This is a genomic window from Streptomyces cyaneochromogenes, from assembly GCF_003963535.1.
GTDB lineage: Bacteria > Actinomycetota > Actinomycetes > Streptomycetales > Streptomycetaceae > Streptomyces > Streptomyces shaanxiensis.
The window spans coordinates 1554386-1573285 of sequence record NZ_CP034539.1; the positions used below are offsets into that span (position 1 = coordinate 1554386).

20 protein-coding genes and 1 riboswitch are annotated in these 18900 nt (G+C 72.3%); of the genes, 10 read left to right on the forward strand and 10 right to left on the reverse strand.

Annotation, left to right across the window (positions count from 1 at the left end):
* Positions 1–26: 26 nt before the first annotated feature.
* The 5 genes from EJ357_RS06665 to EJ357_RS06685 all read right to left on the reverse strand — a co-directional run bounded on the left by EJ357_RS06665 (position 27) and on the right by EJ357_RS06685 (position 3841).
* Positions 27–701: an urease accessory protein UreF gene (locus EJ357_RS06665; RefSeq protein WP_126389562.1), complete on the reverse strand. Its 675-nt coding sequence runs from the start codon at positions 699–701 to the stop codon at positions 27–29.
* A 13-nt stretch (positions 702–714) separates the two neighbouring features.
* A complete protein-coding gene (locus EJ357_RS06670; RefSeq protein ID WP_126389565.1) occupies positions 715–2436 on the reverse strand; it encodes an urease subunit alpha in 1722 nt (573 codons plus the stop codon).
* Entirely contained in the window at positions 2429–2740 is a 312-nt protein-coding gene (locus EJ357_RS06675) for an urease subunit beta (protein WP_126389569.1), read from the reverse strand. The genes EJ357_RS06670 and EJ357_RS06675 overlap by 8 nt, the downstream gene beginning before the upstream one ends.
* 10 nt (positions 2741–2750) lie before the next feature.
* Positions 2751–3053, reverse strand: coding sequence for an urease subunit gamma (locus EJ357_RS06680; RefSeq protein ID WP_126389572.1), 303 nt, complete (start codon positions 3051–3053; stop codon positions 2751–2753).
* Positions 3054–3211: 158 nt separating this feature from the next.
* Positions 3212–3841, reverse strand: coding sequence for a TetR/AcrR family transcriptional regulator (locus EJ357_RS06685; protein WP_126389575.1), 630 nt, complete (start codon positions 3839–3841; stop codon positions 3212–3214).
* 143 nt (positions 3842–3984) lie between these two features.
* On the opposite strand from EJ357_RS06685, the gene EJ357_RS06690 reads away from it, so the two are divergent.
* Positions 3985–5013, forward strand: a complete 1029-nt coding sequence (locus tag EJ357_RS06690) for an ABC transporter permease (protein ID WP_126389577.1) — start codon at positions 3985–3987, stop codon at positions 5011–5013.
* A gap of 104 nt (positions 5014–5117) precedes the next feature.
* On the opposite strand, the gene EJ357_RS06695 is transcribed toward EJ357_RS06690, so the two are convergent.
* Positions 5118–5396, reverse strand: a complete 279-nt coding sequence (locus EJ357_RS06695) for a type II toxin-antitoxin system Phd/YefM family antitoxin (RefSeq protein WP_126389580.1) — start codon at positions 5394–5396, stop codon at positions 5118–5120.
* A 68-nt stretch (positions 5397–5464) separates the two neighbouring features.
* On the opposite strand from EJ357_RS06695, the gene EJ357_RS06700 reads away from it, so the two are divergent.
* From EJ357_RS06700 to EJ357_RS06710, 3 genes are all read left to right on the forward strand, one after another.
* Positions 5465–6100 carry an ATP-dependent Clp protease proteolytic subunit gene (locus EJ357_RS06700; protein WP_126389583.1) on the forward strand — a complete coding sequence of 212 codons (636 nt, stop codon included), beginning with the start codon at positions 5465–5467 and terminating at the stop codon, positions 6098–6100.
* Positions 6101–6107: 7 nt separating this feature from the next.
* Entirely contained in the window at positions 6108–6416 is a 309-nt protein-coding gene (locus tag EJ357_RS06705; protein WP_126389586.1) for a hypothetical protein, read from the forward strand.
* 419 nt (positions 6417–6835) lie between these two features.
* A riboswitch (cyclic di-AMP (ydaO/yuaA leader) is annotated at positions 6836–6968 on the forward strand.
* Positions 6969–6971: 3 nt separating this feature from the next.
* The gene (locus tag EJ357_RS06710; RefSeq protein WP_126389589.1) at positions 6972–7445 is read left to right on the forward strand and encodes a C40 family peptidase; all 474 of its coding nucleotides are present in this window, start codon (positions 6972–6974) and stop codon (positions 7443–7445) included.
* Positions 7446–7506: 61 nt separating this feature from the next.
* Here EJ357_RS06710 and EJ357_RS06715 read toward each other — a convergent pair whose 3' ends face one another.
* Positions 7507–8121 carry a LysE family translocator gene (locus EJ357_RS06715; protein WP_126389592.1) on the reverse strand — a complete coding sequence of 205 codons (615 nt, stop codon included), beginning with the start codon at positions 8119–8121 and terminating at the stop codon, positions 7507–7509.
* Positions 8122–8251: 130 nt separating this feature from the next.
* On the opposite strand from EJ357_RS06715, the gene EJ357_RS06720 reads away from it, so the two are divergent.
* Complete coding sequence (locus EJ357_RS06720; protein ID WP_126389594.1) at positions 8252–9166, forward strand: LysR family transcriptional regulator; 915 nt, start codon at positions 8252–8254, stop codon at positions 9164–9166.
* A gap of 61 nt (positions 9167–9227) precedes the next feature.
* Here the strand turns inward: EJ357_RS06720 and EJ357_RS06725 are convergent, their stop codons facing one another.
* Positions 9228–9677 (reverse strand): ATP-binding protein, encoded by a 450-nt coding sequence (locus EJ357_RS06725; RefSeq protein ID WP_126389597.1) that lies wholly within the window; start codon positions 9675–9677, stop codon positions 9228–9230.
* A 213-nt stretch (positions 9678–9890) separates the two neighbouring features.
* Between EJ357_RS06725 and EJ357_RS06730 the strand changes: the two genes are divergently transcribed.
* Both EJ357_RS06730 and EJ357_RS06735 read left to right on the forward strand, forming a co-directional pair.
* Positions 9891–10769 (forward strand): helix-turn-helix domain-containing protein, encoded by an 879-nt coding sequence (locus tag EJ357_RS06730; protein ID WP_126389600.1) that lies wholly within the window; start codon positions 9891–9893, stop codon positions 10767–10769.
* A 9-nt stretch (positions 10770–10778) separates the two neighbouring features.
* Complete coding sequence (locus tag EJ357_RS06735; RefSeq protein WP_126389603.1) at positions 10779–11006, forward strand: DUF397 domain-containing protein; 228 nt, start codon at positions 10779–10781, stop codon at positions 11004–11006.
* A 95-nt stretch (positions 11007–11101) separates the two neighbouring features.
* On the opposite strand, the gene EJ357_RS06740 is transcribed toward EJ357_RS06735, so the two are convergent.
* Positions 11102–12229 (reverse strand): 8-amino-7-oxononanoate synthase, encoded by a 1128-nt coding sequence (locus tag EJ357_RS06740; protein ID WP_126389606.1) that lies wholly within the window; start codon positions 12227–12229, stop codon positions 11102–11104.
* Between the two features lie 146 nt (positions 12230–12375).
* Here EJ357_RS06740 and bioB point away from each other — a divergent pair, with 146 nt between their 5' ends.
* The 3 genes from bioB to bioD are packed head-to-tail and all read left to right on the forward strand — an operon-like array spanning position 12376 to position 15608.
* Entirely contained in the window at positions 12376–13599 is a 1224-nt protein-coding gene (gene bioB / locus EJ357_RS06745; RefSeq protein ID WP_126389609.1) for a biotin synthase BioB, read from the forward strand.
* Positions 13592–14890, forward strand: coding sequence for an adenosylmethionine--8-amino-7-oxononanoate transaminase (locus EJ357_RS06750; RefSeq protein WP_126389612.1), 1299 nt, complete (start codon positions 13592–13594; stop codon positions 14888–14890). The genes bioB and EJ357_RS06750 overlap by 8 nt, the downstream gene beginning before the upstream one ends.
* Before the next feature lies 1 nt (position 14891).
* A complete protein-coding gene (bioD, locus tag EJ357_RS06755) occupies positions 14892–15608 on the forward strand; it encodes a dethiobiotin synthase (RefSeq protein ID WP_126389615.1) in 717 nt (238 codons plus the stop codon).
* A 203-nt stretch (positions 15609–15811) separates the two neighbouring features.
* On the opposite strand, the gene EJ357_RS49175 is transcribed toward bioD, so the two are convergent.
* On the reverse strand, positions 15812–18892 hold the full coding sequence (locus EJ357_RS49175; RefSeq protein WP_407698469.1) for a LuxR C-terminal-related transcriptional regulator: 3081 nt from the start codon (positions 18890–18892) through the stop codon (positions 15812–15814).
* Positions 18893–18900 lie beyond the last annotated feature (8 nt).

The window sequence follows — 18900 nt, forward strand, 5'->3', positions numbered from 1 at the left end:
TAGGGGCGGCGGGGGCGAAAGAATCCCTAGGACGCAAACAGCCGCACAGCCCAAGCCGCATGCACCTCCGCCCCGATCTCCAGCAACGGAGCAGACGCCGCGGGCAACTCGTCGACCCCACCGCCGACCACCGCCCGCCCCGCCTCCACCGCCCGATCCGCGACCCGGTCCATCTCCGGCGCCAACCGGGCCAGCACGGCCGTGGCGTCGAAGGGATCAAGACTCAGCAACCGCACCGTCGCACTCGCCGGCCCGCTCACACTCTCGTACGCCGCGCAGTACGCGGCATCGACCGCCCCCAGTCCGGCCGCCCGAGCGGCCACCCCGAGCACGACCGGCTGATGCGCCCCCTTGGGGAACTCCCGCGCCACGGCATCGAGTTCCTCGGAGGGCCAGGTCGCCCGAGCCGCCCGCATCAGCTGCCGCCCGAGCTTCCGGGCCGCCGTACGCAACGCGGGCGAGGGCGTCCGGGCGTCAGCGGCCTCGTCCAGGGCCACCACATCGACCCCGAGCGCGGCGGCCGCCGCGAGCGAGGCCGCGACCAGCCCCGCCGTGTGCAACCGCCCCCGGCAGAAGTCCTCCAGGCTCTCGGCCCCGGTGATCCGCCCGGCCTTGACGGCCGCCTCCGCACCCCCCGAGTGCGCATGGCCCCCGGCGGGAAAGCGGCCGTCGGCAAGGACGAGAAGTGCAGCCCGTGACATCACAACCCAACCCTCAGAACAGGAAGTACCGCTGAGCCATGGGCAGTTCGGCCGCAGGAGTGGCCTCCACCAGCTCCCCGTCGATGTGCACGGCGAAGCTGTCGGGATCGACCCGCACCTCGGGCCGCGCGTCGTTCTGACGCATGTCGGCCTTGGTGACCCCACGCGTCGACTCGATGGCCACGAACCGCTTCCCCAGCTGGAGCCGCTCCGGCAGCCCGTCCTCGATGGCGAGCGACGCCACGAAGTTGACGGAGTTCGCGGCGGGCGCCCGACCGATCGCGCCGAACATCGGCCGGGGCAGGATCGGCTGCGGGGTCGGGATGGACGCGTTGGCGTCGCCCATCTGCGCGTACGCGATCTGCCCGCCCTTGATGACGAGGTGAGGCTTGACGCCGAAGAAGGCCGGCTCCCACAGCACCAGGTCGGCGAGCTTGCCGGTCTCCACGGAGCCGATCTCGGCGCCGAGGCCCTGCGCGAGCGCGGGGTTGATCGTGTACTTGGACACGTACCGCCGCACCCGCAGGTTGTCGGCCCGCCCGTCCCCGGGCAGCGCGCCCCGCCGCCCCTTCATCACATGGGCGGTCTGCCAGGTCCGCATGATGACCTCGCCGACGCGTCCCATGGCCTGCGAGTCGGAGGAGATGATCGAGATCGCGCCCAGGTCGTGCAGTATGTCCTCGGCCCCGATGGTCGACGGCCGGATCCGCGACTCGGCGAAGGCGAGGTCCTCGGGGACAGCGGCGTTGAGGTGGTGGCACACCATCAGCATGTCGAGGTGTTCCTCGGCGGTGTTGACGGTGAACGGCCGCGTCGGGTTGGTCGAGCTCGGCAGCACGTGCGGCTCGGAGACGACGGTCATGATGTCCGGCGCGTGGCCGCCGCCCGCGCCCTCGGTGTGGTACGCGTGGATGCCCCGGCCCGCGATGGCGGCGAGCGTGTCGCCGACGAAGCCCGCCTCGTTCAGCGTGTCCGTGTGGATCGCGATCTGGATGCCGGTCTGGTCGGCGACGGTCAGCGAGGCGTCGATGACGGCCGGGGTCGAGCCCCAGTCCTCGTGCAGCTTGAGGCCGAGCGCGCCACCGCGGATCTGGGAGAGCATCGCCTCGTGGGAGACGGTGTTGCCCTTGCCCAGCAGACCGAAGTTGACGGGGTGGGCCTCCATCGCTTCCAGCATCCGCGCCAGGTGCCAGGGTCCGGGCGTGACGGTGGTCGCCTTGGAGCCCTCGGCGGGTCCGGTACCGCCGCCGATCAGCGTGGTGGTGCCGGAGGCGAGGGCCTCGTCGGCGATCTGGGGGCAGATGAGGTGGACGTGGGCGTCGATGGCTCCGGCCGTGAGGATCCGCCCGTTGCCGGCGATGATCTCGGTCTCGGGGCCGATGACGAGGTCCGGGTGCACCCCGTCCATCGTGTCGGGGTTGCCCGCCTTGCCGATGCCGGTGATCCGGCCGTCGCGGATACCGACGTCGGCCTTGACGATGCCCCAGTGGTCGATGATCACGACGCCGGTGATCACCGTGTCGGGGGTGCCGTCTGCGCGCGTAGCACGGGACTGGCCCATGGACTCGCGGATGACCTTGCCGCCGCCGAACACGGCCTCGTCGCCGGCGAGCCCGGGACCGCCGGAACGGTCCTCCTCGATCTCGACCAGCAGATCGGTGTCGGCGAGCCGGATGCGGTCACCGGTCGTCGGCCCGAACAGGTCCGCGTACGCGGCACGGGAGATCTCAGGCATCGAGGGCACCTCCGGTCTCCCCGCGCAGTCCGGGCACCACACGGGCGCCGGTGAGCGGGACGAGTTCGACGTCGACGGGGATCCCGGGCTCGAAGCGCACGGCGGTGCCGGCGGCGATGTTGAGCCGCTTGCCGCGCGCGGCGCCGCGGTCGAAGTCCAGACCGGGGTTGGCCTCGGCGAAGTGGTAGTGGGAGCCGACCTGGACGGGCCGGTCGGCGGCGTTGAGGACGGTCAGCCGGGTGACCTCGCGGCCCTCGTTGTAGGCAATCGGACCGTCGGCGAACAGGATCTCTCCGGGGATCATCGAGGCCCCCTCAGACGATCGGGTCGTGGACGGTGACGAGCTTGGTGCCGTCCGGGAAGGTCGCCTCGACCTGGACGTCGTGGATCATCTCGGGGATGCCCGCCATGACGTCGTCCCGGGTGAGCAGCTTGCGCCCGGAGGACATGAGCTCGGCGACCGTACGGCCGTCGCGGGCGCCCTCGAGGATGTGCGACGTGATGAGGGCGATCGCCTCGGGGTGGTTCAGCTTGAGGCCACGGGCCCGGCGCTTCTCGGCGACGTCGGCCGCCACGTGGATGAGCAGCCTCTCTTGCTCGTGCGGGGTCAGTTGCACGTCCCACCTCACAGTCCTCGCTCCGGACCGTGCGGGGTCCGGTTGCCGCGGCCACCCGGCAAAGTCCCTGGTGGCGTGGATGGGCAGGCTAGTTGGACCGCATTTCAAGCAAGTTAACCGAGCTGTGATGCTGTGGGACCCGATCCGGTGGAACCCGTTCAGGACTCCGGCCGCGGGGCCGGCATGCTCATCAGCCCGCGCAGACCGTTCTGCAGGACCTCCACCGGCGCCGCACCGAACAGTGCCTGCTGGGCGACGAATCCCTGCACGGTGGCGATCATCGTGCGCGCGACATGTTCCGCGGGAATCTCCGCTCCCATCATTCCGGCTTCCTGGTACGCCTCGACGGCCGCCACCCAGTTCTCGCGCAGCTCGGTGAAGACGTCCCTCAGGACGAGGGCCAGTTCCTCGTTGCGCACGGTCTCCGCCCACACCTGCATCATCAGCCGCGGGAAGAGCGGCTCGCCCTCGACGTCCAGGGACGACCACACGCGCAGCGTCCGTCCCAGGACCAGGCCGACCAGGAGGTCCGGCGGCGGAGGCGGGCTCTGCCGGGTGACGTCGGCGAAGGCCGCGCGGATCTCGCCGAGCACCTCGTTGACGATCGCGGCGATCAGCTCGTCCTTGCCGCTGTAGTAGCGGTACACCGCACCGGCCGAGAGGTCGACCTCCTTCAGCACGTCCTGCATCGACGTGGCGTGGAAGCCGTTGCGTGCGAAGAGGCGCGCGGCGCCGTCGAGGATCTGCCGGCGGCGGGCGTCGAGGTGTTCCTGGGATACGCGGGCCATGGTCCACAAAGTAAAACGAACATTCCTTCTTGACAAGGTTCGACATCGGCAGGATGGTGAGAGGAACCGTAAAACGAACGATCCTTCTTTTTAGCGCCTTCCTTCTGGCGCTCACCTCTCCGAGACCTTCCGAGGGAGACCCCATGTCCACCCCCTCCGCCACACCGCCCAGGAACGCGGCATCCCGGCGCCTGGTCGCGGTCGTCGTGCTCGTCCCCGTACTCGCCGCGCTCGCCCTGTGGGCTTTCGCCTGGCCGGCCGCCCGCACCGCGCCCCGCGACCTGCCGCTCGGCGTGGCCGGACCCGCCGCCGCCACGGCCCAGGTGGAGCGGCAGCTCGCCCGGCAGGACGGCGCGTTCGAGATCCACCGCTACGCCGGCGAGGCCGCCGCACGGGAGGCCGTCGAGGACCGGACCGTATACGGCGCGGTCGTGGTCACGGCCCAGGGACCGAAGCTGCTGACCGCCTCGGCCGCGAGCCCGACGGTCGCCCAGCTGCTCCAGCAGGCGGTGGAGCGACAGGCCGCCGCCGCGGGCACCGAGGTGAGGACGGTCGACGTGGTCCCCGCCCCGCAGACCGACCCGCGTGGCGCGGCCCTGAACGCGAGCGTCCTGCCGCTCGCCCTGGCCGGCATGGCGGCCGGCGCCGCGGTGACCCTGCTCGGGCTGCGCGGCGTCCGCGCCGTGAGCGCCCTGGTCGGCGCCGCCGCCCTGATCGGCGTGATCACGACCGCCCTCGCGCACAGCTGGCTGGAGGTCCTCGCCGGCGACTGGTGGGCGGAGGCCGGGGTGTTCGCCCTGTCGACACTGGCCGTGAGCGCCGCCGTCGCGGGGCTCGCCGCGCTGATCGGCCCCGCGGGCATCGGCCTCGTGTCGTTCGTGGTGATGTTCCTCGGCAATCCGTTCTCCGGGGCGTCCTCGGCCCCGCAGATGCTGCCCGAGCCGGTCGGCACGATCGGCCAGTGGCTGCCGCCGGGTGCGGGCGCGAGCCTGCTGCGCTCGGTGTCGTTCTTCGACGGCGCCGCGGCGACCGGCCCCACCCTCACCCTGGCCTGGTGGGCCGCGCTGGGCCTGGGCGCCGTACTGCTCGGAAGCGCCATGAAGTCACGTACGAAGGACACCGAGTCCGCGACCGGCAGGGAACTCGACAAGCCACTGGCCTCCGTCGGCTGACGCGCCGTCCGGCCCCGTCCGGTCACACCGAACCGACCGTGCACCCCCGCTGTAGCGGACGGGGGTGCACGGTCCTGTTGTTTCGGCGGACCCGAAAGCCGGGTCTAGGAGGGTGCCGCCCCCCGATGCTCGGCCGCGATACCGAACCGCTGCCGTTCGCGGGGAGCGGAAGCGACGCCGCGGACGCTGGAGACCGAGCTGATCACCTGCTCCTCGACGGGCGCGTCGAGGGCGTCGAGTCGCTCGAGGTCAGCTGCGGAGACAAGGGCGACGAGGGGCTTTCCGTGGCGCGTCACGACGACGCGCTCACCGCCGTACACCACGCGATTGATCAGTTCGGCGAGCTCAGCCCTGGCTTGCGTCACCGGAATCTCGTAGGCCATGCTCCCTACATTACGTCATGTACGTCCTGTACATTTTTTACAGGCACCCCGGCAAGGGAGCGTGAGCCATGACCCGACCGTCCGCCCGCTACGTACTGCCCGAGTTCACCGAGCGCACGAGTTACGGCACCAAGACGCAGGACCCGTACTCGAAGCTGCTGGAGGAGCGGATCGTCTTTCTCGGCACGCCGATCGACGACACCTCCGCCAACGACGTGATGGCCCAGTTCATGTATCTGGAACACAAGGACCCCGACCGGGACATCTCGCTGTACATCAATTCGCCCGGCGGCTCGTTCAGCGCCATGTCGGCGGTCTACGACACGATGCGGTACGTCACCTGTGACGTGGAGACGATCTGCCTGGGCCAGGCCGGTTCGGCCGCCGCGGTGCTGCTCGCGTCGGGCACCGAGGGCAAGCGGTTCGCGCTGCCGGGAGCCCGGGTGGTGATCCATCAGCCGGGACTGCCCGAGCCGATCGAGGGCCAGGCGAGCGATCTGGCCATCCAGGCCGACGAACTGACGCGCATTCGGGTCCGCCTGGAGGAGATGCTCGCCCGGCACAGCGCCCGCAGCCGTGAGCAGGTGAGCGAGGACATCGAGCGGGACAAGATCCTCAGCGCCCAGGAGGCGCTGGAGTACGGGCTGGTGGACCGGATCATCCCCAGCCGCAAGACCACCCTCGCTCCGCCCACGGGGAGGTGATCGGCCGGTGCTCCCACCCGAATTGCCGCCACTGCCCGCGCTGACCCGCGCGGAAGGGGAGTTGATCGACCGTTACCTCGACGTGGTCGACCTGCTCGGCCGTATCAACCCGGCGCAGCACGGCGACACCTACCGCGGACTGCGCGCCGCCCAGGCACTGGTCAGCAGGGCGGCCGAGCTCCGGGACGCGCTGGCGCTGATGCATCAGCGCGGCGAGACGGAGCTGCACGCGCCCACGCTGGCGCGTGCGTTGCGCGTGCTGGACGGAGAGCGCCGCACGGCTCGTGTCACGGTGCCGCCGCGCTCCGACAGTTGACGACGCACGAAGACCGGTTCCGGACGTCCCGGCCCTCTGCCGAGGCGTCCGGATCCTTGCTGAAACGGACCAAACGGCGTACCCCCTTTCGGCGTAGCCGTGTCTCCTTTTGCGCACCCGCCGAGGTTGCGCAACGGGCACGGACGCAAGGCGCAATTGGGCGTTCCGTCGCTGGTCCGGGGCTCCTCGGGCCTCTGGACACCTGTCCGGACACGAGGGTGTCCACCCGAACGGGTGAGTGGTGAGTAACACCACAAACCCCCGGTTCCGTTGGGTATTTCGCTCATCCGTGCGTCAAGATCCCTGTCTGACGACAAGCCCCCGCCACAGCGGCGGGGCGGTCCGGGCGGACGCCGAGTCCTGCCGCCGCCCGGATGACCGGTCGACAGGAGTGGATCGGCAGGAGTGGAGGACCCAAGCAAGACGGGTCGCCGGAGCGGACGTTCGTTCGAGCCGAGCAGCCCTTGGGGTGAAGCCGTGGCAACGCGGCCGGGCAACTTCGCCAGCCCGAATCCGACAGGTCATCCTTCACAGGCGGCTGACGAAGGGTTGCGCATGACTGCGCTCAATCGTGTCCCGTCGCTGATGGTCCGGGCCGGTACGGCCTCGGCTCTCACCCTGGCCGCAGTGGGCGGCACCGTGGTCGCCCCCGGCTTCGCCTCCGAGGCCGAAGCCGCGACGCCGGCGAGGAAGGCACTTCAGGTCGCGGCCTCCAAGCAGGGCTCCCCGTACAAGTGGGGCGCCGTGGGGCCGAACAGGTTCGACTGCTCCGGGCTCACGCTGTACTCGTACAAGAAGGCGGGCAAGAAGCTCCCCCGTACGGCGTCCCAGCAGTACAACAAGACCCGCCACATCTCCGCCGGCAACCGCAAGGCCGGAGACCTGGTGTTCTTCCACTCGGGGTCGAACGTCTACCACGTCGGCATCTACGCCGGGAAGGGAAAGATCTGGCACTCCCCGAAGAGCGGGGACGTCGTGAGGCTGCAGAAGATCTGGACCAAGAGCGTCTGGTACGGCCGGGTCAAGTGACCTCCCCGGGGGCGGTGGCGGCGGCCTGACCCGCCGTCACCGCCCCCGGGGCCCCGGCGCCTCAGAGGGCCGACAGCGGCCCGGCGAGGAGCGCCGCACCGAAAGCCGTCAGCGCGACGCCGGTGACGAGCGTGACCGCGCGGGCGGCCCGCGGCCTGCGCAGCCACCTGCCGAGCCGGTCCACCAGCAGGGCGACGACCTGGAACCACACCATCGCGATCGCCAGGACGATCAGGGCGAGCAGCAGTGTCCGGGGCAGCGCCGGAGCGCCCGCGGGCACGAACTGCGGCAGCACGCTGAGGAAGGTGAGGGACGCCTTCGGGTTGAGGGCGTTGGTCACGAAGCCCTGCCGCAGCGGTCGGGCGGTGGAATCCTCCGGTGTGTCGGCCACGTCGGTGTGCCGCTGCCGCAGCGTCTGGACGCCCAGGTACAGCACATAGACGCCGCCCACCACCTGAAGCGCCCGGAACAGCGCCGGCACGGCGGCCAGAACGGCGGCGACTCCCACCACCGCCAGCGTCACATGGACCAGCAGCCCCGCCCCGATCCCGAGCGCACAGGCGATGCCGGCCCGGCGGGAGACGAGGGCGTTGCGTACGACGACGGTGAAGTCGGCCCCGGGCATGGCGACCAGGCCGGCCGAGACCCCGGTGAAGGCGATGAGCTGAGCGTCCATGCCGCCAGCGTGCCGTGCGGAAGCCTTCAGCAGGTATGTCGAATATTCTGGGGAACCCTAAAGCATTCGTTAAGGCAGCACAGGTCAGGGCCGTCAAAGGCGGACGGTCACCGGCAGTCAGGGAGCCCGCATGTACGACCCGACCCGCCTCGCCGCCCTGGTGGCGGTCGCGGAGGCGGGTTCGATCACCCGGGCCGCCGAACGGCTCGGGTACACCACACCGGCGCTCTCCCAGCAGCTGGCCAAACTGGAGCGCGAGGCGGGCACCGCCCTGCTGGTACGGCACCACCGCGGAGCACGGCTGACGGGTGCGGGCGAGCTGCTGGTGGCCCGGGCGCGGCGGGTGCTCGACGAACTGGAGCGCGCCCGGCACGAACTGGCCCGGCTGAGCGGCCTGTCCGGCGGGACGCTCCGGCTGGGCACCTTCCAGACCGCCGGCATCCATCTGCTGCCGCCCGCCCTCAGCGCCTTCCGCCGGGCGCATCCGGACGTGGAGCTGACGGTCGCCGACTACGAACCGTCGGCCGGTGTCTCCGCCGTGGCGGCCGGCGAGGTCGATCTGGCCCTCACCCACGCCTACGCGCCCGGCGACCCGCTCCCGCTCCCGTCCGCCGTCCGTATCGAGCCGATCCTCGTCGAGGAGCTGGTCCTGGTCTCCGCTCCGGGCCACGCCCTGACCAGCGGGACGGCGCGACTGCCCCTGGCCGAACTCGCCGGGCAGCCCCTGATCAGCATGGCGCCGGACGCTCCGGCCCGGCGCGGCGTCGAGGCCCTGCTGGCCCGGTCCGGGGCCACGCCCTCGGTACGGGTCCCGACGCCGGGTTACCTCCTGGTGTGCGCGCTGGCCAGTGCGGGACTCGGGGTCGCGGTCGTACCGGAGATGGTGGCGCGCACGTCGGTCACGCCGGTCGGGGTGCGGGCACTGGAGGGCGGAGACCTGCGCCGCACGGTCTCGGTCGCCTTCCGCAGCGAGGAGACGGCACCTGCGGCGGACGCCTTCCGAGCACTGCTGCGCGGCACGTTCGGTCGGGCAGGACAGCCTTGAGCGACCCTGGCGAAGTCGGCTGCGGTTCCGGCGACGCCGCCTGCGCGCAACCAGCGGAGCGCTACGGCTGGCCGGCCGCCGGCGCCGCCGCCGGCACGATCCACGGCAGCTCGATGGACACGGTCTTGCCGCCCTCCCGCGTGGGCCGCACCCTCAGCTTGCCGCCGCACTCCGCGGTCAGCCAGCGGATGATGACCAGGCCTCGGCCGTTGTCCTGCTGGACGGCGGCCGGCAGGCGTTTGGGGAACCGCGGGTGACTGTCGGTCACCCCGATGCGCAGGTGTTCGTCACGGTCGAGCTCGATGTCCACCCGGAAGGTGGGTGACTGCCCCAGGGTGTGCTGTACGGCGTTGGTGGTGAGTTCGGACACGATCAGCCGGATGGTCTCAGCCGCTTCGGTCTCCGGCGGCAGTCCCCACTCCGCGAGGGTGGAGACCACGTAGGCCCGGGCCGCGGAGACCGAGGCGGGATCGCTCGGCAGAGTGACGGATGCTTCCAGGTGATCTGCCATGGCGACGTCGTCCCTTTCCCAACGGGACCGCAGTCCGACACGGAGCGGATGGTTCGAGTACGGTCCCGGACTGGTGCTTCGTCGCCAGACTGCCATTACCAGGGCCGTCAGGGTGCCGATCCACCAAGATATGCATATATCTGTCGCTCGAAGCGGTGAACTCTGCGACGGCAGACCGTATTTGGGCGGCCCGGTTGGAGTAAGGAGTTGCCCATGCAGCATGGCCCCGCGGTACGCCGCCGGAAACTGGGCGCGGAACTGCGTGCGTTGCGCACCAGTGCCGGGCTCACCAGTGGTGAGGCGGCCCGGCTGGTGGGCTGGCACCAGTCCAAGGTGAGCCGGATCGAAACCGGCGCCAGCGGGGTGAAACCGGCCGATGTGCGGTTACTGCTCGACGCGTACGGCGTACGGGACGCCCAACTACGGGAGCTGCTCCTGGTGTTGGCGGGCTCCGACGAGGGTGGCGACCGGCATCACTGGTGGCACGCGTACCGCGGAGTGCTGCCGCCGACGTACCGGGATTTCATCAGCCTGGAGTCCCAGGCGAGCGCGATGCGCACGCTGGAGACCTCCGTGGTGCCCGGGCTGCTGCAGACGCCCGAGTACGCCCGGGCGGTGACCCGGGCCGCGGTGAGCGGACTCGCCGACGAACCCGGCGCCGCCGACGAACGGCTCGACGCACTGGTCGCGGTCCGTCTGGCCAGGCAGGACGTACTGCACGCCGATCCGCCGCTGCAACTGAGCGCGGTGCTCGACGAGGCGGTGCTGCACCGGGAGATCGGCGGGCCCGAGGTGATGGCGCGGCAACTGGGGCAGCTGGTGGTGGCGGCGCGTCTGCCCCAAGTCAGGCTGCAGATCCTGCCGTTCAAGGCCGGTGAACATATCGGCATCACCGGGCCTTTCGTTATCTTCTCATTTTCGAGCACTTCTGATCTGGATGTGGTTGTTCTCGACCACTTGACGAGTAGCCTCTACCTCGAACGGAAAGAAGACCTCCGGGCCTACACGGAGGCCTTCAACGCCCTTCGGATCCACGCCCTTTCGCCCGAGGAATCGCTGGATTACATCGCCGCGCTAGCCGGCGTTGCGTAAGGAGGCACCATGACCGCACTGCCTCGGAATGTCACCTCAAGTACCGCTCTGACCGGTGCGCGATGGCTGCGCAGCAGCTACAGCACGGGAGCGAACAACTGCGTCGAGACGGCACGGACGCACTCCGGTCCCTGGATCGGACTGCTCGCCGTGCGCGACTCCAAGGATCCCGCCGGACCCGCGCTGCTCTTCTCCCCCGAGAGCTGGGCGGAGTTCACGGCCGCGTTCCAGTCCTGACAGCCCCTACTTCTGTTCAGTTCAAATTTCTGATCAGACCCGACCGGATCTGATCAGTTCCAGCAGATGTGAGGGCACGGCCGTGTCACGCCGACTCATGGTCGTGTCTCGCGGATCACCCGTACAGCGCGTTCGATCTGCCCCTCGGTGAGGTCCGCGCGGGCGGTCAGCCTCAGCCGTGAGATGCCGTCGGGGACGGAAGGAGGACGGAAGCAGCCCACGGCGAGGCCCGCCGCCCGGCACTCGGCCGCCCAGCGCACGGCCCCCTCCGGGGACGGCGCGCGCACGGAGACGACCGCGGCGTCCGGACGTACCGCTTCCAGGCCCGCGGCGGTCAGGCGTGCGTGGAGTTCGCGTGCCACCGCGCGTGCCCGCGCGGCCCGCTCCGGCTCGCGCCGCAGCAACCGCAGTGCCGCCAGGGCCGCGCCCGTCGCCGCGGGGGCGAGACCGGTGTCGAAGATGAACGTCCGGGCCGCGTTGACCAGGTGGTCGATCACCCGCGCTGGGCCGAGGACGGCGCCGCCCTGGCTGCCGAGCGACTTGGACAGCGTGACCGTCACGACGACGTCACCGGCGCCCGCCAGCCCCGACGCCTGCGGGGCGCCGCGGCCGCCGTCGCCGAGCACGCCCAGCCCGTGCGCGTCGTCCACGACCAGCCCGGCCCCGTGCTCCCGGCAGGCCTCGGCGAGCCCGGCGAGCGGGGCCGCGTCGCCGTCGACGGAGAAGACGGTGTCGGACACGACGACGGCCGGACCGTCATGCGTCTGGAGCGCCTTGCGCACGGCGTCCGGTTCGGCGTGCGCGACGACCTGGGTGGTACCGCGGGCCAGTCGGCAGCCGTCGATCAGCGAGGCGTGGTTGCCCGCGTCCGAGACGATCAGCGAGCCGTGCGGCGCCAGCGCGGTGACCGCCGCCAGGTTGGCCGCATAGCCGGAGGAGAAGACCAGCGCCGCCTCGAAGCCGCAGAAGTCGGCCAGCTCGCGCTCCAGCTCGGCATGGAGTTCGGTCGTGCCCGTGACGAGCCGGGACCCGGTCGCGCCGCCGCCCCACGCCCGCGCGGCCCGCGCCGAGCCCTCGGTGACCTCGGGGTGGCGGGCCAGGCCCAGGTAGTCGTTGCTCGCCAGGTCGAGGAGCGGCGAGTCGGCGGGGCGGGGGCCCAGCGTCCGTACGAGTCCGGCGCGGCGGCGCAGCTCCGCCTGCTCGTCGATCCAGCCGAACGCCATGGCTCCTCCGGGCTTTTGTAGGCAGTGCACAGACACTAGCCGCACGATCCGCCACCCACGGTGTGGCAATACCCACACATCGAAGTGACAGGGTTGTCCGAAGTCTCCTTGGCTCGGAGCCCCTCCGTACGTCAGGATCAGCTCCCATGGACCTGCTGAACACGCTGGTGGACAAGGGGCTTCGGCGCGAGCTGCCGACCCGCGAGGAAGCCTTGGCCGTCCTCGCCACTTCCGACGACGACCTGCTCGATGTGGTGACCGCGGCCGGAAAGGTGCGCCGGCACTGGTTCGGCCGACGGGTGAAACTCAACTATCTGGTCAACCTCAAGTCGGGCCTGTGCCCGGAGGACTGCTCCTACTGCTCCCAGCGGCTCGGCTCGACCGCCGGCATCCTCAAATACACCTGGCTCAAGCCCGACGAGGCCTCCCAGGCCGCGGCCGCCGGTTTGGCGGGTGGCGCCAAGCGGGTCTGTCTGGTGGCGTCCGGGCGCGGGCCGACCGACCGGGACGTGGACCGGGTCTCCGACACCATCAAGGCGATCAAGGACCAGAACGAGGGCGTCGAGGTGTGCGCCTGCCTCGGTCTGCTCTCCGACGGCCAGGCCGAACGGCTGCGCGAGGCGGGCGCGGACGCCTACAACCACAACCTCAACACCTCCGAGGGCACGTACGCGGAGATCACGACCACCCACACGTACGCCGACCGGGTGGACACCGTGCAGAAGGCGCACGCGGCAGGGCTGTCCGCCTGCTCCGGCCTCATCGCGGGCATGGGTGAGAGCGACGAGGACCTGGTCGACGTCGTCTACTCGCTGCGTGAGCTGGACCCGGACTCGGTGCCGGTCAACTTCCTGATCCCCTTCGAGGGCACGCCCCTCGCCAAGGAGTGGAACCTCACCCCGCAGCGCTGCCTGCGGATCCTGGCGATGGTGCGCTTCGTGTGCCCGGACGTCGAGGTCCGTATCGCGGGTGGCCGCGAGGTGCATCTGCGCACGATGCAGCCGCTCGCCCTGCACCTGGCCAACTCGATCTTCCTCGGCGACTACCTCACCAGCGAGGGCCAGGCGGGCAAGGCCGACCTGGAGATGATCGCGGACGCCGGGTTCGAGGTGGAGGGCGCCGGTGAGGTGACGCTGCCCGAGCACCGGGTGACGGCCGGGGGCGGGTGCGGGTCGCAGGCAGGCGCCGGATGCGGTTCGCACGACGAGGGCGCGGGCTGCGGGTCGTCGCCGGAGAGCGCCGGGTGCGGGTCGCACGAGGGCGGCGGTGTGTGCGGTACGGCTCCTGCCGCGCCGGCCGGCGAGCCGCGCACCGACCTGGTCGCGGTGCGCCGCCGGGGCGCCGGAACGGACCTCGCGCCCAATGCCTGACCCGCGCCCCGTGCCCGACCTGAGCGTGCCCGAGCTGCTGGAGCTCGACCGGCGGCACGTCTGGCATCCGTACGGCCCCATGCCCGGCCGCATCGAGCCGCTGGTCGTGGAGTCGGCGAGCGGGGTGCGGCTGAAGCCGGCGGACGGTTCGGGCGAACTGGTCGACGGCATGTCCTCATGGTGGTCGGCCATCCACGGCTACAACCACCCGGTGCTCAACGAGGCCGCGCACGAGCAGCTGTCCCGCATGAGCCATGTGATGTTCGGCGGGCTCACGCACGAGCCCGCCGTACGCCTGGCGAAGCTCCTTGTCGACATGTCGCCCGACGGCCTGGAGCATGTGTTCCTCGCCGACTCCGGGTCGGTGTCGGTCGAGGTCGCGGTCAAGATGTGCCTGCAGTACTGGCGTTCGCTGGGCCGCCCCGGCAAGCAGCGGCTGCTGACCTGGCGCGGCGGCTACCACGGCGACACCTGGCAGCCGATGTCGGTGTGCGACCCCGAGGGCGGGATGCACGAGCTGTGGACCGGGGTGCTCCAGCGCCAGGTGTTCGCGGACCCGCCGCCGGTGGAGTACGAGGAGTCGTACGCCGAGCAGCTGCGGTCGCTGATCGAACGGCACGCGCACGAACTGGCGGCGGTGATCGTCGAGCCGGTCGTACAGGGCGCGGGCGGGATGCGGTTCCACTCCCCCGCGTATCTGCGGGTGCTGCGGGAGGCGTGCGACGCGCACGACGTGCTGCTGGTGTTCGACGAGATCGCGACCGGGTTCGGGCGCACGGGCGCGCTGTTCGCCGCGGACCACGCGGCGGTGACGCCGGACGTGATGTGCGTGGGCAAGGCGCTGACCGGCGGCTATCTGACGATGGCGGCGACACTGTGCACGTCCCGCGTGGCCGACGGGATCTCGCGGGGCGAGGTGCCGGTGCTCGCGCACGGCCCGACCTTCATGGGCAATCCGCTGGCGGCCGCGGTGGCCTGCGCCTCGATCGAGCTGCTGCTCGGCCAGGACTGGCTGGCCGAGGTCAAGCGGATCGAGGCGGGTCTGCGCGACGGCCTGGCCGCCGCGTCGGACATTCCGGGCGTGGCGGACGTACGCGTCCTCGGCGCCATCGGTGTCGTCCAACTCGACCATCCCGTCGACATGCAGGCGGCGACGGCGGCCGCCGTGCGCGAGGGCGTGTGGCTGCGGCCGTTCCGGGACCTCGTCTACACGATGCCGCCGTACGTCACGGGCGACACGGACGTGGCACGGATCGCCCGCGCGGTGTGCGCGGCCGCGCGGGAGGGATGACATGCCGGTACTGGTGATCACGGGCACGGGCACGGAGGTCGGCAAGACGGTCACGACGGCCGCGGTCGCCGCGGCCGCGGTCGCCGCGGGCCGGTCGGTGGCGGTGCTGAAGGCCGCGCAGACGGGCGTGGCGCCGGACGAGCTCGGCGACGCGGAGGAGGTCGCGCGGCTCGCGGGCACGGTGACGACCGCGGAAGTCGCCCGCTATCCCGAGCCGTTGGCCCCTGCCACGGCCGCGCGCCGGGCCGGCCGCCCGCCGGTGCGTCCGCACGAGATCGCCGACGCCGCCGCCAAGCTGGCCGCCGAGCACGACCTGGTGCTGGTGGAGGGGGCGGGCGGGCTGCTCGTCCGCTTCGACGAGACGGGCGGCACGCTGGCGGACGCCGCCGAGCTGATGGCGGCGCCGGTCCTGGTGGTGGCGTCGGCGGGCCTCGGCACGCTGAACACGACGGAGCTGACCGCGCGTGAACTGCGGGGCCGGCGACTGGACTTGCTGGGCGTGGTGATCGGCAGCTGGCCCGAGGCACCGGATCTGGCGTCGCGCTGCAATGTGGCGGATCTGCCGGAGGTGGCTGGGTCGCCGCTGCTGGGCGCGGTGCCGGCGGGGGCGGGGGCGCTGGCGCCCGCCGACTTCCGCGGCGCGGCGCCGGGTTGGCTGGCGCCGCGGCTGTTCGGGACGTGGGACGCGGAGGGGTTCCGGGGGCGGGTGGCGCCCTGAGGTGTGCCGGTGTTGGACTGCCCGAGGCATCTTGAGGCGGACGTGGCCGCCGACGGACCGGACACGGCTCTGTGGACCCTCGGGCCGGTACTCATGATGCCGGCCCGCCCGGAGCGGGACGCCGCTTTCGAGCACCGGATGACTCGGGAGACATGGGCGTGCCTGGCAAATCTCGCCGGGCGCGCCCGTACCTTCTCCGGTACCTAGACAGCCTCGCTCTCGTCGCTCTCGGCGAGGAGCCGGACCAGCTCGATGCGGGAGCGGATGCCCAGGCGGGTGAAGACGCCTCGCAGGTGGTGGTCGATGGTGCGCGGGCTGAGGGCCAGGCGGCCCGCGATCTCGCGGTTGGTCGCGCCCTCCGCCGCCATCCGCGCGACCAGAAGCTGTTGTGCCGTGAGACGGGCGACGCCGGCGTCGGGGCCGGCCGGCACGGGGGCTGCCGGGGTGCCGAGGGCGCGGAGTTCGGTGCGGGCCTGGGCCGCGCAGTGCGGGGCGCCGAAGGAGTCGAAGGCTTCCAGCGCGCTGTGCAGGCGGTCGCGGGCCTCCGTACGGCGACGCAGTCGGCGCAGGGCGCTGCCGAACAGGAGCTCCGTGCGGGCACGTTCGAAGTCGCGGGTGCCATGGGAGTGCAGGTCGAGTGCCGTGCGGTAGTGCTCGACGGCTTCCTCCCCCGGAGCGAGCAGGGCGCGGCAGCGGGCGCTGAGGGCCAGGTCGTCGGGGCTGCGCACGGTGCTCGCCCAGCGGTGGTAGTCGGCGTGCGCGACCCGGGCGACCCTCGTGTCCCCCGTGCGGACGGCGGCCTCCACGTAGTGCGGGGTGGCCAGGTGGCGGACGGCCCGGTGGCCGTGTCCGGGCCCGAACCCGGCGAGGGCGCGCAGCCGGGCCGCCGCCGCGGCGAAGCGGCCGCTGCTCAGGTCGAGGAAGGCGAGCGCCCACTGGGCGAGGGCGGCGGGCAGGCCCAGCCCGTGGGTGAGGGCGTACGACCGCGCGGTCGCGGCGCGTTCGTGGCAGACCTCGGCGTCTCCGGTGAGCGCCGCGAACATCGCGAGGGCGGCCTGCAGATGACAGGCGCCGTTGTCCTGACCGGTGGCGTGGGCCTGCCACAGCGCGTCGGCCGCTGCGGCCTCGCCGGCCCTGGGGCGCCCCGTCCAGAAGTCGGCGTACGCGCGGAACTCCATGGCCTGCGGCACGGTCACCGGGGTACCCAGCGCCCTCGCGGAGGCGGCCGCGCGGACGGTCGCGGTGACCGCGCGGGTGTGGTCGCCGAGGAGCAGCGCGGCGATCCCGGCGTGGATCAGGACGGTGGGGTCACCGCCCGGCCCACACCTGCCTGCCGCCGCCTTCAGCAGGTCCCGCGCGTCCTCGTACCGCCCGTCGAAGGCGGCCACGAGCCCGGCCAACGTGCCGGGCGGCACGAGACCGTGCCGATCGGCGACCCGGGCGGCCTCACGCAGACGGCGTACGTCTCCGGTGTAGATGGCGGCTTCGGTGACTCGGGCGAGGAGGTGGGCGGCCGGGGTGGAGGCCCCGGGGAGGGGCGCCGTGAGGGTGGAGGTATGGGTGGGGGTCGGCGTGACAGTGGGTGACGCGGCGGGGGCTATGGGCTGGGAGGCGTTGTGCCCTGTGGGCTGGGAGGCGTTGCGCGCTGTGGGCCGGGAGGAGTTGTGCGCTGTCGGCCGGGAGGCCCTCGCCGCCGAGCCCGCCGACCGCAGAACGGCGTCGTCAGCGGCGACTGCGCAGCCTGCGCCATCCACACCGCCGGGGTCCGAAGCAGCCGAAGCGGAGGGCACCACCAGGCCCGTCGACACCACGGCCTCCGCCACACCCGTGGGCTTCGCTACCCCCGCCGCGCCCTTCGGCCTCGCGACGCCCGACGCGCCCGTGGGCCCCACAACTTCCGGCACACCCGAGGGCTTCGCCACCCCCGCCGCGCCCTTCGGCCCCGCGACCCCCGACACACCCGTGGACCCCGCAACCTCCGCCACGCCCATGCGCTGCGCGACGCCCGACACCCCCGTGGCCTCCACAACCTCCGCCACACCCGAGGGCTCCGTTACCCCCGCCGCGCCCTTCGACCCCGCGACGCCTGACGCCCCCGTGCGCCCCACAACCTCCGCCACGCCCATGCGCTGCGCGACGCCCGACCCACCGACGGGCTCCACAACTTCCGCCACACCCGTGGGCTCCGTTACCCCCATCGCACCCTTGGGCCACGCGACGCCCGACACACCCTTGGGCCCCGCGACGCCCGACACACCCGGGGGCCCCACGACGCCTGTCACACCCGCGGGCTTCGCAGCCTCCGCCACACCCGTGGGCCCCGCGACGACCGACACACCGCTCGGCCCCGCGACACCCGCCACACCCGTCGCCCCACCAATCTCCGCCACACCCGTCGCCCCCACGACCGCGCCCCCCTCCGCCACGGCCCGCACCACCCCCATCAACAACGCGTCGAACGCCTCCGCGGCGTTCCCCGCCCGAAGGGCCAGCACCCCGCTCAACGCGTCGTCGGAGACGGTCGCCGCCAGCCTGCGCGCCCGGTCGCCGTCGCCCGACCGCCAGGCGTACGCGGCGGCCCGGGCCAGCAGGCGGGCCTGCTCGGACGGGTCGGGGCACAGCGTTGCGGCCCGCTCGGCCAGCGCGCGTGCCACCGACAGTCGACCCGCCTCCCCCGCCTTGCCCGCGGCGGCGCCGAGCTCCGCCGCCAGGCGTGCGCTGGGGCCGAGCGCCCCCGCGCCCCGGTGCCAGGAGCGCCACGGCGTCTCGCCCTCGCCGCGCAGCACGCGGGCCAGCAGGCGGTGGACGTCGCGGCGGTCGGCCGGGGAGCCCGTCTCGTAGGCCGCGATCCGCATCCAGGCGTCGCGGAACACCACCCCGCCCGCTCCCGCGTGCGCGACCCCGGCCGCCTCGGCGGCGTCCAGCAGCCGGGTGTCGAGGCGGGCGGCCACGACGGCACGCGGGAAGGCGTCGGTGGGGACGGGGTACTGGTCGGCCGCGGCGAGGAGCAGCAGCAGGCGCGTGTCGTCGGGCAACGCCCTGATCTCCGCCCGGCGTTCACGCAGCAGGGACGGGGCCAGTTCGGCCGGCTCCGTGGGCAGCGGGTCGACGCCCGTCGCCTGGCGGTCGGTCAGGCACGGGGCCAGTTCGGCGGCGGCGCGCGGATCGCCGTGCACGGCACGCAGCACGCGGACGCGGACCCCTTCCGGAAGGAGGGCGTCCGGCTGTCGCCACGCGTCCGTGCGCCGCAGTGGCGAAGTGCGGTCGAGGGGCGGGGGGTTCACCGGAGTCA

Excerpts from the sequence above, each read along its gene's own strand:
- EJ357_RS06665 (WP_126389562.1), bottom strand. The coding sequence starts at position 701 with ATGTCACGGGCTGCACTTCTCGTCCTTGCCGACGGCCGCTTTCCCGCC.
- EJ357_RS06670 (WP_126389565.1), bottom strand. The coding sequence starts at position 2,436 with ATGCCTGAGATCTCCCGTGCCGCGTACGCGGACCTGTTCGGGCCGACG.
- EJ357_RS06675 (WP_126389569.1), bottom strand. The coding sequence starts at position 2,740 with ATGATCCCCGGAGAGATCCTGTTCGCCGACGGTCCGATTGCCTACAAC.
- EJ357_RS06685 (WP_126389575.1), bottom strand. The coding sequence starts at position 3,841 with ATGGCCCGCGTATCCCAGGAACACCTCGACGCCCGCCGCCGGCAGATC.
- EJ357_RS06690 (WP_126389577.1), top strand. The coding sequence starts at position 3,985 with ATGTCCACCCCCTCCGCCACACCGCCCAGGAACGCGGCATCCCGGCGC.
- EJ357_RS06695 (WP_126389580.1), bottom strand. The coding sequence starts at position 5,396 with ATGGCCTACGAGATTCCGGTGACGCAAGCCAGGGCTGAGCTCGCCGAA.
- EJ357_RS06700 (WP_126389583.1), top strand. The coding sequence starts at position 5,465 with ATGACCCGACCGTCCGCCCGCTACGTACTGCCCGAGTTCACCGAGCGC.
- EJ357_RS06710 (WP_126389589.1), top strand. The coding sequence starts at position 6,972 with ATGACTGCGCTCAATCGTGTCCCGTCGCTGATGGTCCGGGCCGGTACG.
- EJ357_RS06715 (WP_126389592.1), bottom strand. The coding sequence starts at position 8,121 with ATGGACGCTCAGCTCATCGCCTTCACCGGGGTCTCGGCCGGCCTGGTC.
- EJ357_RS06720 (WP_126389594.1), top strand. The coding sequence starts at position 8,252 with ATGTACGACCCGACCCGCCTCGCCGCCCTGGTGGCGGTCGCGGAGGCG.
- EJ357_RS06725 (WP_126389597.1), bottom strand. The coding sequence starts at position 9,677 with ATGGCAGATCACCTGGAAGCATCCGTCACTCTGCCGAGCGATCCCGCC.
- EJ357_RS06730 (WP_126389600.1), top strand. The coding sequence starts at position 9,891 with ATGCAGCATGGCCCCGCGGTACGCCGCCGGAAACTGGGCGCGGAACTG.
- EJ357_RS06735 (WP_126389603.1), top strand. The coding sequence starts at position 10,779 with ATGACCGCACTGCCTCGGAATGTCACCTCAAGTACCGCTCTGACCGGT.
- EJ357_RS06740 (WP_126389606.1), bottom strand. The coding sequence starts at position 12,229 with ATGGCGTTCGGCTGGATCGACGAGCAGGCGGAGCTGCGCCGCCGCGCC.
- bioB (WP_126389609.1), top strand. The coding sequence starts at position 12,376 with ATGGACCTGCTGAACACGCTGGTGGACAAGGGGCTTCGGCGCGAGCTG.
- EJ357_RS06750 (WP_126389612.1), top strand. The coding sequence starts at position 13,592 with ATGCCTGACCCGCGCCCCGTGCCCGACCTGAGCGTGCCCGAGCTGCTG.
- bioD (WP_126389615.1), top strand. The coding sequence starts at position 14,892 with ATGCCGGTACTGGTGATCACGGGCACGGGCACGGAGGTCGGCAAGACG.